We start from the raw sequence: 13,170 nt of genomic DNA, 5'->3' as shown, positions 1-13,170 counted from the left end.
CGTTATCACTATCCGAAGTAAACGAACAATTATGGACAGAATCGACGCCATGCGCCTGTTCACCCGCGTGGTAGAACAACGCAGCTTCACCCAGGCGGCGCAGGATCTGAACCTGCCGCGATCCACCGTGACCGACGCTATCAAACAGCTCGAAGCCCGACTGCAGGTCAGGCTGCTGCAACGCACCACCCGCCACGTCAGCCCGACGCTGGATGGCGAAGCCTACTATCAGCGTTGTCTGAGCATTCTGGCGGACATCGAAGAAGCGGAGATGGCGTTCGCCGGCGCCAAACCGCGCGGATTGCTGCGCATCGACGTGCACGGCACGCTGGCGCGCCATTTTCTGTTGCCCGATTTGCCGGATTTTTTGGCGCAATACCCGGATATCGAGCTTTATATGAGCGAAGGCGATCGGCTGGTGGACGCGCTGCGGGAAGGCATCGACTGCGTGGTGCGCGTCGGCAAACTGCGGGACAGCGACATGGTGGCGCGCCGCCTGGGCGAGCTGGAAGAGGTGACCTGCGCCGCCCCGGCCTACCTGCAGCGCTTCGGCACGCCGCAAAGCCTGGACGATCTGCGCCATCACCGCATGGTGGGCTTTCGCTCTTCGGCGACCGGCGCGCTGATGCCGCTGGCGTTCACGGTGGCGGGACAAGCGCAACCCGTCACGCTGCCGGCGACGGTGTCGGTCACCGCGGCGGAGAGCCTGGTCGCCGCCGCCCGCGCCGGACTGGGCATCATTCAGGTGCCGCGCTATCACCTGCGCGGCGATCTGGCCGACGGCAGCCTGTTGCCGCTGCTGCCGGATTGGCCTTCTCCTCCGATGCCGGTCTCGCTGCTTTATCCGCGCAACCGCCAGCTGTCACCGCGGGTGCGCGTGTTTCTCGACTGGTTCAGCCGGGTGTTCGCCGAGCGGAACCGATAACGAGAGCGGGCGTTACAGCGCGCCGTAGTTCAACGGCACCCAGGTGTAACCGTCGCCCTGGCGGTTCAGATACCCCAACCCCGGGAACGACAGGTGTGCGCCACCGACCAGTTCGCTCTGCCGCGCGCTGTCGCCAAATATCCGCAGCCGCTGAGCGACAGCCGCCTTGGCGTCGCTATCAAAGCTGATAGCCACCTTCGGATGCGGCAACTGCACCGCCGCCACGTGGATCAGATCCCCCAACAGCAACAGCTTCTTGCCCTGGCTGGTCACCTGATACACGCTGTGCCCCGGCGTATGGCCGTGGGCGGCGAAGGCGGCAATGCCCGGCGACAGTTCACCGTCGCCGCTGAACGGCTTAAAGTGGCCCATCGCCTGGTATGGCTTGATCGCCGCCTGGGCCCGTTCGAAGTTGCTTTTACTGCCTGCGCTGGCCTGTTTCAGTTGGTCCGCGCTCAGCCAGAAGTCCGCGTCCTGGCTGGCGGCGCGCACCACCGCATTGGGGAATACCGCCTTGCCGTCGTGCGTCAGGCCGCCGAGGTGGTCCGGGTGCATGTGGGTCAGGTAGATCTCATCCACCTGCTCCGGCTGGTAGCCCGCCGCACGCAGGTTATCCACCAGCTTGCCCAGGCCGTCGCCCAGCAGTTGGCCGGCGCCGCTGTCGATCATCACCAGCTTGTCGCCGGTATTGATCAGATAGGCATTGACCGAGGTGACCACCGGCAGGCTTTGATGCCGCTCGGCCAACCCGGCGGCGATCTGCTGCGGCGTGGTGTTCAGCAACAGTTTGTCCGCCGGCAGGCGAATGATGCCGTCGGATAACGCGGTCACTTCAAAACTGCCCAGCATGATGCGGTAAAATCCCGGCGTCGGGGTTTTGGCCTGCGGCGCGGCGGCCCCGGCCTGTAATGACATAACGGCCAGCGCCGCGCCCAGCAGACAACGTTTCCAGAACATGATGACTCCTTGCGAGAATTGAACAGCGCTAAGTATTGACGCAAAAAGCCCGATGCGCCTGTTTAATAAATGCCTTTGATAAATATATAAACAATATATTTATTATGAATAATTTTGTTTGCCGACTCACACAACCCCAATCAATATTTTCCGGTTCGCGACTTGGTTATTTTTCTTACTCCCTAAATCAAGAGTGAGGAAATATCATGAACTATCAATTCGAAAATCTGGTCTTTGAAGGCGGCGGCGTAAAAGGCATCGCCTATGGCGGCGCGCTGGAATTGCTGGAAGCCAAAGGCATCATGCCGCAGATCAAGCAAACCTCCGGCGCCTCGGCGGGCGCCATCGCCGCGCTGCTGGTCGGCCTGGGCTGCAGCTCGGCGGACGTAACCAAAATTCTGTCGGCGATGGATTTTAAAAAATTCCTCGATTATAACGGCGGCTTTTTCGGTACGCTCCAGGACGCCTATCGCCTGTTCAATCAATACGGCATCGCGCCCGGCGATTATTTCTATCAATGGTCACGCGATATTATCAAGCAATATACCGGCAACCCGGATATCACCTTCGAGCAGTTCGAAGCGATGAAGGCGGCGAAAGGGTTCAAGTCGATTTACTTTATCGGCGCCAACCTCAACAGCGGCCAACGCGAAGTTTATTCGCACCGCACTACGCCGCGCATGAAAGTGGCGGACGGCCTGCGCATTTCGATGTCGTTCCCGTTCGCCTTCGTGGCGAAGAACAATACCCTGGGCGACCTGTGCATCGATGGCGGCATGATCGACAACTACCCGGTGCGGCTATTCGACTATGACTTCTCCGCCACGCCGCCTTACATCGACGTCTCCAGCCAGCGCATCAACACCCGCACCCTGGGCCTTCGCCTGGACTCCGCCGGTGAAATCGCCCAGGCCGCCGGTCAGGCCGGCCCGCGCACGCCGGTCAACAACCTGTTTGATTTCACCCTGGCGGTGGCCAACGTGATGCTGGACATCCAAACCAAGGTGCATCTGGACAGCGACGACTGGAAGCGCACCGTGTATGTCGACACGCTCGACGTCGGCACGCTGGAGTTCGGCATCAGCGAGGAGAAGAAACGCGCGCTGATCGAATCCGGCCGCCGCGGCGTAGAGCGCTACTTCGCCTGGTACGACGCCGCCATGAAACAGGCGGCATAACCGGCGTTCCCCTTGCCCGCGCGTCTGGCCGGCGCGCGGGCAAAAAAAATCCCCGCGGGGGCGGGGAAAGGCAAAGTAACGCTAAGGATTTATAGGAGTTATACGAAGAACTTGGCCAACACCAGCAGCGACAGCGAGACGTTGATAGCGCCCCCGATACGCGTAGCGATCTGGGCGAACGGCATCAACGACATGCGGTTGCCGGCGGTGAGGATCGCGACGTCGCCGGTGCCGCCCTGCCCGCTCTGGCAACAGGAGACAATCGCCACGTCGATAGGGTGCATGCCGATTTTCTTGCCGACGAAGAAACCGGTCGCCACCAGCGCGCTGACGGTCGTGACGATCACGATCAGATTCTGGACGGTGAACGCATCCACCAGCTCCTGCCACGGCGTGATGGCCACCCCGACCGCGAACAGGATCGGATAAGTCACGGCGGTGCGGAAGAATTTGTACACCACCTGCGAGCCTTCCTGAATGCGCGGCGATACCCCGTGCGCCAGCTTCACCGCCACGGCGGCGAACAGCATGCCCACCGGCGCCGGCAGGCCAATCAGGCGATGCAGCAGCATGCCCACCATATACAGCAGAATAGCCAGCAACGCGCCGCAGGCGATGGTGCTGACGTCCACCTTGCCGCTGATTTTTTCCACCGCGTTCATGCCGCTGTCGCCCTGCTTGCTCGGCATCAGGCTGCCTTCGCCGGTCAGGTGCGGATAACGCTTGCCCAGTTGGTTGAGCAGGCCGGCGATGACGATGGCGGTCAGGCTGCCGAGCATCACGATCGGCAGAATGCGCCCCAACGCCACGCCCTGCTCCATGTGCAGGATCGCCGCGTAGCCCATCGACAGCGGGATCGCCCCTTCACCCACGCCGCCGGCCATGATCGGCAGGATCAGGAAGAAGAAGATCTGGAACGGCTCCAGGCCCAGCGCCATGCCGACGCCCATCCCCACCAGCATGCCGACGATCTCGCCGCACAGCATCGGAATGAAGATGCGCAGGAAGCCCTGGATCAGCACCTGGCGGTTCATGCTCATGATGCTGCCGACGATGATGCAGCAAATGTAGAGATAAAGAATGTTGGTCGATTTGTAGAACTTGGTGGTCGACTCCACCACCACGTCCGGCAACAGGCCATAGTGCACCAGCGCGGAAGGAATGAAGGTGGCGCAGATTGCCGCCGCGCCCATTTTGCCGATCAACGGCAGCCGTTTGCCGAATTCGCCGCAGGCGAAACCGAAGAACGCCAGGGTGGCCACCATCACCACGATATCGCTCGGCAATTTGCCTTCCAGGCAGTCGAGCAGAATCAATACGCCGGCCAGAATAAAGAACGGTAACGGAATAATCCCTACTTTATAATTGTCCAGTATCCGCCACCATTTCTCACGCAGAGGAATATCGGCGGTCTTGTCTTTGGCTACGAGGTAAGAATCATCTGTTGTGCTCATAATCTGGCCTCTTATTAGTTTGTTCAGCCATCATAGAGAAGCGCACGGATTATCTGCTGTGATTATGTTCAAAGTTAAAAAGGGTTTTTAATGGTGGTTATGGTTTCTATGGGGTTAATTAAGATTATGTAAAAATCGACGTGGTTTTAATGGTGTTAATACCGTTTTTATTTTAAAGCTTATCAATTTTATCGCAGGCGAACAATTCTCGTCCGGTTCACTCTAATCCCGTGTGAGGGATCACAAGTTGATCGGGCGCAATATTACAGACCCCGCTTCTCGTGATAGGGTAAGGCTTCAGGATCTCTTTACGGTGAAGCTCCGCCATGCGCCTCAAACTCTCATTTCAAATCAAACTGTTTCTGTGCCTGGTGGCCTTCTCCTGCCTGCTGCTGACCTGTATCGGCGCCTACACCTATTACCAGCTGGATGCGCAACTGCACCGCGATCTCGGCGCCCGCGCCCAGGTGCAGGCGCGGGAAATCGCCCTTATCCCTTCGCTGGTGGACGCGGTGGAAAAACACGACGCCGCCAGAATTGCCGCGCTGATGAAAAAAATCCGCGCCAGCAGCGACGCCAGTTATATCGTCATCGGCGATAATCATGCCCGCCATCTTTATCATTCCGAATACGAAGGCCGCTTGGGCACGCCGATGATCGGCGGCGATAATAAAGAGGTGCTGGAAGGGAAAAGCATTATTTCCATTCGCAAGGGCGGCATTGGCGTTTCATTGCGCAGCAAGGCGCCGATCCTGGATGAAAATAATCACGTGATCGGCATCGTTTCCGTCGGCTATTTGAAATCGCACATCGATAATTTAAATGCCAGGACGTTGACGCAAATTATCGGCTCCATCGTTCTGCTGCTGATCGCCCTGTTCGTTTTTTCCTGGCTGCTGTCGAAAAATCTCAAGCGCCAGATGTTCTGGCTGGAACCGAAAGAGATCGCGCTGCTGGTGCGCCAGCAAAAAGCGCTGCTGGAAGCCATTTATGAGGGCGTGATCGCCATCGATCCGCAATTGCGGATCATCACCATCAACCATGCGGCGCGCGAGCTATTGGATCTGCACCAGCCCGCCGCCAGCTTGCTGGGCCGGCCGATCGGCGACGTGATCCAGGCGCAGCCGGACTTCTTCGCCGCCGCGCAACTGGGCCAGGATACGCACGACGAGGTGTGCCGCTTCAACCACGTGCGGGTGATCGCCAGCCGGGTGCGCATCATGCAGGAGCAGGAGCTGCAAGGCTGGGTGATCAGCTTCCGCGACAAGAACGATATCAATACGCTGAGCAGCCAGCTCAGCCAGGTGAAACGCTATGCCGACAATCTGCGCATCATGCGCCACGAGCAGCTGAACTGGACCGCCACGCTGGCCGGGCTGCTGCATATGCAGCGCTACGACGAGGCCATCCGCTATGTGGAAGCCCAGTCGGAGGGCGCGCAGGAGATCCTCGATTTCATCTCGCAGCGCTTCAGTTCGGCGGCGCTGTGCGGCCTGCTGCTGGGCAAATATTCCAGCGCCAGAGAAAAAGGCATCGAGCTGCGCTTCGATCCGGCCTGCCAGCTGCGGCAGATCCCGGCGGCGCTGAATGAGACCGAACTGATGTCGATCGTCGGCAATCTGCTGGATAATGCGGTGGAAGCGACGCTGCACTGCCCGGCGCCGCACGACGCGATCGAACTCTATATCAGCGACGGCAGCGACGAGCTGGTGATCGAGGTGGCGGATCGCGGCACCGGCATCGCCGAGGAGATTCGTGATACGCTGTTTGAACAGGGCGTCACCACCAAAGCGGATAAAAGCGACCACGGCATCGGCCTGCATCTGGTCGCCAGCCATGTGGCGCAGGCGCACGGCAGCATAGAAGTGTCGGACAACGAGCCGCACGGCGCGATATTCTCTATATTTATCCCTAAATAAAACCCATAACCCGATTTTTTGAGCACCCGATTATGTCACACCTAACACTGGACGTTCTGATCGTGGAAGATGAGCCGCAACTGGCGACGCTGCACGCAGAGTTCATCGAGAAAAATTTCAACCTGCGGGTGGTGGCCTACGCCGCCACGCTGGCCGAAGCGCGGGCCAAAGCCAACGCGCATCAGCCGCGGCTGATCCTGCTGGATAACTTCCTGCCGGACGGCCAGGGCATCGAGCTGATGGAAGAGCCGGCGGTGAAGAACCCCGCCTGTTCGGTGATCTTCATCACCGCCGCCAGCGACATGCATACCTGCAGCCAGGCGATCCGCAACGGCGCTTTCGATTACATCATCAAGCCGGTGTCCTATAAGCGACTGCGCAATTCGCTCGAACGCTTCATGCAGTTCGTGCAGACCCAGCGCACCTTCAAGATCATCGATCAGGACAACGTCGATGCGCTGTACAACCTGCAGTCGAAGCAGTTCTCCAGCGAGCCGAGCGCCAAAGGCATCGAAACCAATACCCTCGAGCTGGTGCAGGCGCTGTTTATCGCCCAGCCGGCGGTGGCGCATGCGGTGGAAGACGTGGTTGAGCAAGTCGGCATCAGCAAGACCACCGCCCGCCGTTATCTGGAATATTGCGTCGCCACCCAGTTCGTGCGGGTGGAGATGCTGTACGGCAATATCGGCCATCCGCGGCGGCTGTACCGCAAGGCCTGAGGCTGCCATCTGGCTGTCATACTAAGGCGATAACATGACGCTCGACGATATCCCCCTCGATATCGGCACCTGTCGTTAAAACTGATGAAATACTGATGACTTTTGCCCGGCCTCTGGTCGGGTTTTTTATTATCCGAACGGCAGGCGCGGCGCCCAAATATCTCTCTGCGCCACACCGTATTATTTCCCCAAAAACCAAACCATTATGGCGAATAATGGCCGTCAATTTTGAGTCACGGGCCAAATTACCATAACTAATTAAAACCTTGATGTAAACCACTAATATCCCATTTAAATGACATTGAGGGTTGTCTCAGATATTCACTGTGTTAGGGTAAAAAGCTCTTTTATTTTGCTAAGGACAGCCCATAACGCGTTAATTAAACCAGAGGAAACAGCAAATTGCATGGCAATTAAACTCGAAGTAAAGAACCTGTATAAGATATTTGGCGAGCACCCGGAACGCGCATTCAAACTACTGGATAAAGGTCTGACAAAAGATCGGCTGTTTGAAAAAACCGGCTTATCGCTCGGCGTAAAAGACGCCACTCTGGCCATTGAAGAAGGCGAGATATTTGTCATCATGGGGCTCTCCGGTTCCGGCAAGTCCACCCTGGTACGCCTTCTCAATCGTCTGATAGAACCCACCCGCGGTCAGGTGCTGATCGACGGTGAGGACATCGCCAAAATATCCGACACCGCGCTGCGCACCGTGCGGCGAAATAAGATCAGCATGGTATTTCAGTCATTCGCGCTGATGCCGCACATGAATGTTCTGAATAATACCGCCTTTGGCATGGAATTAGCCGGAATACCGCTGCAGGAACGCCAGGAAAAAGCGCTGGACGCCCTGCGTCAGGTCGGGCTGGAGAATTATGCGCTGTCTTATCCGGATGAATTATCCGGCGGCATGCGTCAGCGCGTGGGATTAGCCCGCGCGATGGCCAATAACCCGGATATATTATTGATGGACGAAGCCTTCTCGGCGCTCGATCCGTTAATTCGCACCGAAATGCAGGATGAGCTGGTGAAATTACAGGCTCAGCATCAGCGCACCATCGTGTTTATCTCCCACGATCTGGACGAAGCGATGCGCATCGGCGATCGCATCGCCATCATGCAGGGCGGTGAGGTGATCCAGGTCGGCACGCCGGACGAGATCCTGAACAACCCGGCCAACGACTATGTGCGCACCTTCTTCCGCGGCGTGGACATCAGTCATGTGTTCAGCGCCAAGGATATCGCCCAACGGCGCCCGGTGACGCTGATCCGCAAAACCCCCGGTTTTGGCCCTCGCTCGGCGCTGCAGCTGCTGCGTGATGAGGACCGTGATTATGGTTATGTTGTTGAACGCGGGAAGAAATTTATCGGCGTGGTGTCGATAGAGTCGCTGAAAAAAGCGCTGTCCGCCAATCAAACGCTGGACGATGCCCTGCTCGAGGCCCCCGCCGCCGTGCCGGCCGACACGCCGCTCAGCGATCTGATTTCCCTGGTCGCCCAGGCGCCGTGCGCGGTGCCGGTGGTGAGCGAAGAACATAACTATCTCGGCATCATCTCCAAGGCCATGCTGCTGCAGGCGTTGGACAAGGAGGGCTCAACCAATGAGTGATACCACGCAAACCCAAGATCCCTGGGCTACCGCAGCGGCCGATACCGGCTCCGCACCTGCCAGCGATGCCGCCGCCAACGCCGGCGACGCCTGGTCCAGCGCGCCGCCGCCGGCCGCTCATGACGCCGCCGGGCAAAGCGCCGATTGGCTCAGCGGCGCCCCGGCGCAGCCGGAGCACTTCAGCCTGCTCGATCCGTTCCACAAAGCCTGGGTGCCGTTCGACACCTGGGTCACGCAAGGCATCGACTGGCTGGTGCTGCACTTCCGCCCGCTGTTCCAGGGCATCCGCGTGCCGGTGGACATGATCCTGAGCGGCTTCCAGCAATTGCTGCTGGGCATGCCGGCGCCGATCGCCATTCTGGTGTTCTCGCTGCTCGCCTGGCAGGTCTCGGGCCTCGGCATGGGCGCCGCGACGCTGCTCTCCCTGATCGCCATCGGCGCCATTGGCGCCTGGTCGCAGGCGATGGTCACGCTGGCGCTGGTGCTGACCGCGCTGTTCTTCTGCATCCTTATCGGCCTGCCGCTCGGCATCTGGCTGGCGCGCAGCAAGCACGCCGCCAAGGTGATTAGACCGCTGCTCGACGCGATGCAAACCACCCCGGCCTTCGTCTACCTGGTGCCGATCGTCATGCTGTTCGGCATCGGCAACGTGCCGGGCGTGGTGGTCACCATCATCTTCGCGCTGCCGCCGATCGTGCGTCTGACCATTCTGGGCATCAAACAGGTGCCGGAGGATCTGATCGAGGCCGCCGAATCCTTCGGCGCCAGCCCGCGCCAGCTGCTGTTCAAGGTGCAGTTGCCGCTGGCGATGCCGACCATCATGGCCGGCGTGAATCAGACGCTGATGCTGGCGCTGTCGATGGTGGTCATCGCCTCGATGATCGCCGTCGGCGGTTTGGGCCAGATGGTGCTGCGCGGCATCGGTCGGCTGGACATGGGCCTGGCCGCCGTCGGCGGGGTCGGCATCGTGATCCTGGCGATCATTCTCGATCGCCTCACCCAATCGCTGGGGCGCGATCGCCGCAGTAAAGGCATCGGCCGCTGGTATCGCCGCGGCCCCATCGGGCTGCTGACTCGCCCGTTCATCAAGCAAGCCTGACGCTTTTCCCGCCGGCGGCTGCGGCCCCGGCGGGCTATGACACCACCACATCGAAAGAGGGGAAACACTATGCGCACCACGGGCATCTGGGCTCTCGCCCTGACGACGCTGATTGGCTCACAGAGCGTGAGCGCGGCAGATTTACCCGGCAAGGGGATCGCGGTACAGCCGGTGCAAAGCACCATATCCGAAGAGACGTTCCAGACGCTGCTGGTCAGCAAAGCGCTGGAAAAATTGGGTTATGACGTGAAAGAACCGCGTGAAGTGGATTACAACGTCGCCTACACCTCGATCGCCTCCGGCGATGCGACCTTTATCGCGGTCAACTGGGATCCGCTGCACGCCGATCAGTACAAGGCCGCCGGCGGCGACGCCAAGTTCTACCGCGAAGGCGTCTACGTCAACGGCGCCGCGCAGGGCTACCTGATCGACAAGAAAACCGCCGAGCAATACCACATCACCAACGTCGAGCAGCTCAAGGATCCCAAGATCGCCAAGCTGTTCGACACCAACGGCGACGGCAAGGCCGATCTGACCGGCTGCACCCCGGGCTGGGGCTGCGAAGCGGTGATCAACCACCACATCAAGGCCTACGGCCTGAGCAACACCGTCGAACACAACCAGGGCAACTACGCGGCGATGATCGCCGACACCATTACCCGCTACAAAGAGGGCAAACCGGTGCTGTATTACACCTGGACGCCGTACTGGGTCAGCGATGTGATGGTGCCGGGCCGCGACGTGGTCTGGCTGCAGGTACCGTTCTCTTCCTTGCCGGGCGAGCAGAAGAACGTCGACACCAAGCTGCCTAACGGCGCCAACTACGGCTTCCCGGTCAACACCATGCGCATCGCCGCCAACAAGCAGTGGGCCGAAGCCAACCCGGCGGCCGCCAAGCTGTTCGCCATCATGAAGCTGCCGATCGCCGACATCAACGCGCAAAACCTGCGCATGCATGAAGGCCAGGCTTCGGAAGCCGATATCCAGAACCACGTTAACGGCTGGATCAAGGCGCACCAGGCGACCTTCGACGGCTGGGTGAAAACCGCCGCCGCAGCGGCGAAGTCGTAACCGTTCAGGGGCGCCGCCTTTGCCGCGCCCCTACCCCGCCATATCGATGCCGCTGAACTGTAAAAAACGTGCGGCGGCGTTCGACAAGGGCTGCGGCCAGATGCAATACACCTGGCGCCGCGGCCCGTCTTCAATCGGAATCGACACCAGCGCGCTTAAGCGTTGCGCGGTCGAGACAGGTACGATGCCCGCCGCCAATCCGCGCCGCACCAAATTCTCCAGCCATTCGATATGATCTATCTCAAAACTGACGTGTCGGCGGATGCCCGCCGCCAGGAAGGCGCGATCGGTTTGGCGCCGCGCGCCGGTGCCGCTGTAGAAATCCACCAGCGGTACTTCCGCCAGCGCTTGCAGGTTTACCCGCTCGCGGTTGGCCAGCGGGTGCTGCGGCGCCACCAGCGCCACCAGTGGCTCATCGGTCAACTGCCGGTGCGACATCGGCAGTAAATCGACATCGCCGGGCCAAATGCCGACGAACGCCATATCGCACTTCTGCTGACGCACATCCTCCAGCAGGGCTTCGCTCATGCCAACGTACAGGCGGATGTTCACCGCCGGATAGTGGCGATGAAACTTGTCGAGCTTTTCGGTCAGATCAATCGCGTTTATGGTTGAAATCGTGCCGATGGTCAGGGTGCCGGACACCGCATCGCCGGCGGCGGTCACCTCTTCCACCAGCGCCTGCTGCGCCGCCAACAGTCGCTGCGCCGACGGAATGAAAGCCTGGCCGGCGGGGGTCAACCGCACCCGGCGCGAGGTGCGTTCAAACAGCGTACAGCCCAGCTCTTCTTCCAGTTTGGCGATCTGGTGGCTGAGCGCCGACTGCACCGTATGGCAGCGCTGCGCCGCCCGGGTGAAACTCTGTTCTTCCGCCACCGCCAGCGCGTAGCGGATCTGTTTCAGGTTCATGGCATCTATCTTGAAATGAGATAAATCAAATGAAAATTATACATTGGTTTCCGCAGACGCGTTGCCGGATACTGCGCGCTATCTTCTTCCCGTGATGAAAAAATCATGAACCCACAAAACGCCCATCCGGGCCTCAGCCCGGCGCTGACCGTGCTGATTGCCATCGCCACCGGCCTGGCGGTCGCCAGCAACTACTACGCGCAACCGCTGCTGGAAACCATCGCCACCAGTTTCAACCTGTCGGTCAACCAGGCCGGCTTTATCGTCACCGCCGCGCAACTCGGTTACGCCACCGGCCTGCTGCTGCTGGTGCCGCTCGGCGACATGTTCGAACGCCGCAGCCTGATCGTCTTCATGACGCTGCTGGCCGCCGGCGGCATGCTGATCACCGCCACCTCCGCCACGCTGCCGATGATGATCCTCGGCACCGCGCTCACCGGGCTGTTCTCGGTAGTGGCGCAGATCCTGGTGCCCCTGGCCGCCACGCTGGCCCACCCGGAAAAGCGCGGCAAGACCGTCGGCATCATCATGAGCGGCCTGCTGCTCGGCATCCTGCTGGCGCGAACCGTCGCGGGCGCACTGGCGTCGTTCGGCGGCTGGCGCACCATCTACTGGGTCGCCAGCGTGCTGATGCTCCTGATGGCGCTGATCCTGTGGCGCGCGCTGCCGCGCTATAAGCAACACTCCGGGCTGAACTACCCGCAGCTGCTGGCCTCGATCTTCAGCCTGTTCTGCCGCACGCCGCTGCTGCGCACCCGCGCCATCCTCGGCGCCCTGTCGTTCGCCAACTTCAGCGTGCTCTGGACCTCAATGGCCTTTCTGCTCGCCGCGCCGCCGTTCAACTATTCCGAGGGAGTGATCGGGCTGTTCGGCCTGGTGGGCGCCGCCGGGGCGCTGGCCGCTTCGCGCGCCGGGCATCTGGCGGACAAAGGCAAGGCCGGGCTGACCACCACCGTCGGCCTGGTGTTGCTGCTGCTGTCCTGGATCCCTATCGCGTTCGCCAAACAATCGCTGTGGGCGCTGATCGCCGGCATCCTGATCCTCGATCTGGCGGTGCAGGCGGTGCACGTCACCAACCAGAGCGTGATGTACCGCATCATGCCGGACGCGCGCAACCGCCTGACCGCCGGCTACATGACCAGCTACTTTATCGGCGGCGCTCTCGGTTCACTGCTCTCCGCCTCGGCCTATCAACATGCCGGTTGGTACGGCGTGGCCGCCGCCGGCGGGGTGTTATGCCTGCTCAACCTGCTGGCCTGGTGGCTCGGCAAGCACCACGATCCGCAGGGGCCCGCGCCAATCTGATTATCGTGCAAATAGTCACTAAAGA

The 13,170-nt window shown here is 60.3% G+C and carries 12 protein-coding genes; 8 read left to right on the top strand and 4 right to left on the bottom strand.

Annotated elements, in window-relative coordinates:
* Positions 1-31: 31 nt before the first annotated feature.
* Positions 32-925: a LysR family transcriptional regulator gene (locus CRO23_RS04960; RefSeq protein WP_048795850.1), complete on the top strand. Its 894-nt coding sequence runs from the start codon at positions 32-34 to the stop codon at positions 923-925.
* A gap of 12 nt (positions 926-937) precedes the next feature.
* Here the strand turns inward: CRO23_RS04960 and CRO23_RS04955 are convergent, their stop codons facing one another.
* A complete protein-coding gene (locus tag CRO23_RS04955) occupies positions 938-1,882 on the bottom strand; it encodes an MBL fold metallo-hydrolase (RefSeq protein WP_049300417.1) in 945 nt (314 codons plus the stop codon).
* A 206-nt stretch (positions 1,883-2,088) separates the two neighbouring features.
* Between CRO23_RS04955 and CRO23_RS04950 the strand changes: the two genes are divergently transcribed.
* Positions 2,089-3,060, top strand: coding sequence for a patatin-like phospholipase family protein (locus CRO23_RS04950; protein ID WP_079452317.1), 972 nt, complete (start codon positions 2,089-2,091; stop codon positions 3,058-3,060).
* A gap of 98 nt (positions 3,061-3,158) precedes the next feature.
* On the opposite strand, the gene CRO23_RS04945 is transcribed toward CRO23_RS04950, so the two are convergent.
* The gene (locus CRO23_RS04945) at positions 3,159-4,514 is read right to left on the bottom strand and encodes a 2-hydroxycarboxylate transporter family protein (protein ID WP_016929843.1); all 1,356 of its coding nucleotides are present in this window, start codon (positions 4,512-4,514) and stop codon (positions 3,159-3,161) included.
* Positions 4,515-4,840: 326 nt separating this feature from the next.
* Between CRO23_RS04945 and CRO23_RS04940 the strand changes: the two genes are divergently transcribed.
* Together CRO23_RS04940 and CRO23_RS04935 are read left to right on the top strand one after the other, a co-directional pair.
* On the top strand, positions 4,841-6,433 hold the full coding sequence (locus CRO23_RS04940; protein ID WP_033639542.1) for an ATP-binding protein: 1,593 nt from the start codon (positions 4,841-4,843) through the stop codon (positions 6,431-6,433).
* A 32-nt stretch (positions 6,434-6,465) separates the two neighbouring features.
* On the top strand, positions 6,466-7,152 hold the full coding sequence (locus CRO23_RS04935; RefSeq protein WP_033639541.1) for a response regulator: 687 nt from the start codon (positions 6,466-6,468) through the stop codon (positions 7,150-7,152).
* Between the two features lie 16 nt (positions 7,153-7,168).
* Here the strand turns inward: CRO23_RS04935 and CRO23_RS24865 are convergent, their stop codons facing one another.
* Positions 7,169-7,432, bottom strand: a complete 264-nt coding sequence (locus CRO23_RS24865) for a hypothetical protein (RefSeq protein ID WP_127897172.1) — start codon at positions 7,430-7,432, stop codon at positions 7,169-7,171.
* A 126-nt stretch (positions 7,433-7,558) separates the two neighbouring features.
* Here CRO23_RS24865 and proV point away from each other — a divergent pair, with 126 nt between their 5' ends.
* The 3 genes from proV (at position 7,559) to proX (ending at position 10,931) form a co-directional block, all read left to right on the top strand.
* Positions 7,559-8,761 carry a glycine betaine/L-proline ABC transporter ATP-binding protein ProV gene (gene proV, locus CRO23_RS04930; RefSeq protein ID WP_016929846.1) on the top strand — a complete coding sequence of 401 codons (1,203 nt, stop codon included), beginning with the start codon at positions 7,559-7,561 and terminating at the stop codon, positions 8,759-8,761.
* On the top strand, positions 8,754-9,860 hold the full coding sequence (gene proW, locus CRO23_RS04925; RefSeq protein ID WP_016929847.1) for a glycine betaine/L-proline ABC transporter permease ProW: 1,107 nt from the start codon (positions 8,754-8,756) through the stop codon (positions 9,858-9,860). The genes proV and proW overlap by 8 nt, the downstream gene beginning before the upstream one ends.
* Positions 9,861-9,929: 69 nt before the next feature.
* Positions 9,930-10,931, top strand: a complete 1,002-nt coding sequence (gene proX, locus CRO23_RS04920) for a glycine betaine/L-proline ABC transporter substrate-binding protein ProX (protein WP_016929848.1) — start codon at positions 9,930-9,932, stop codon at positions 10,929-10,931.
* Between the two features lie 30 nt (positions 10,932-10,961).
* Here the strand turns inward: proX and CRO23_RS04915 are convergent, their stop codons facing one another.
* Positions 10,962-11,840: a LysR family transcriptional regulator gene (locus CRO23_RS04915; protein ID WP_004928891.1), complete on the bottom strand. Its 879-nt coding sequence runs from the start codon at positions 11,838-11,840 to the stop codon at positions 10,962-10,964.
* A gap of 105 nt (positions 11,841-11,945) precedes the next feature.
* Here CRO23_RS04915 and CRO23_RS04910 point away from each other — a divergent pair, with 105 nt between their 5' ends.
* Positions 11,946-13,145, top strand: a complete 1,200-nt coding sequence (locus tag CRO23_RS04910; protein ID WP_097101473.1) for an MFS transporter — start codon at positions 11,946-11,948, stop codon at positions 13,143-13,145.
* Positions 13,146-13,170: the final 25 nt, after the last annotated feature.

The organism is Serratia sp. JKS296, assembly GCF_900215445.1.
Taxonomy (GTDB): domain Bacteria; phylum Pseudomonadota; class Gammaproteobacteria; order Enterobacterales; family Enterobacteriaceae; genus Serratia; species Serratia marcescens.
Note: the sequence above shows the minus strand (reverse complement) of the source record. Positions and strands in the feature narration are given on the sequence as shown.

Coding starts and splice junctions, on each gene's coding strand:
- CRO23_RS04960 (WP_048795850.1), top strand. CDS start 32: ATGGACAGAATCGACGCCATGCGCCTGTTCACCCGCGTGGTAGAACAA.
- CRO23_RS04955 (WP_049300417.1), bottom strand. CDS start 1,882: ATGTTCTGGAAACGTTGTCTGCTGGGCGCGGCGCTGGCCGTTATGTCA.
- CRO23_RS04950 (WP_079452317.1), top strand. CDS start 2,089: ATGAACTATCAATTCGAAAATCTGGTCTTTGAAGGCGGCGGCGTAAAA.
- CRO23_RS04945 (WP_016929843.1), bottom strand. CDS start 4,514: ATGAGCACAACAGATGATTCTTACCTCGTAGCCAAAGACAAGACCGCC.
- CRO23_RS04940 (WP_033639542.1), top strand. CDS start 4,841: ATGCGCCTCAAACTCTCATTTCAAATCAAACTGTTTCTGTGCCTGGTG.
- CRO23_RS04935 (WP_033639541.1), top strand. CDS start 6,466: ATGTCACACCTAACACTGGACGTTCTGATCGTGGAAGATGAGCCGCAA.
- proV (WP_016929846.1), top strand. CDS start 7,559: ATGGCAATTAAACTCGAAGTAAAGAACCTGTATAAGATATTTGGCGAG.
- proW (WP_016929847.1), top strand. CDS start 8,754: ATGAGTGATACCACGCAAACCCAAGATCCCTGGGCTACCGCAGCGGCC.
- proX (WP_016929848.1), top strand. CDS start 9,930: ATGCGCACCACGGGCATCTGGGCTCTCGCCCTGACGACGCTGATTGGC.
- CRO23_RS04915 (WP_004928891.1), bottom strand. CDS start 11,840: ATGAACCTGAAACAGATCCGCTACGCGCTGGCGGTGGCGGAAGAACAG.
- CRO23_RS04910 (WP_097101473.1), top strand. CDS start 11,946: ATGAACCCACAAAACGCCCATCCGGGCCTCAGCCCGGCGCTGACCGTG.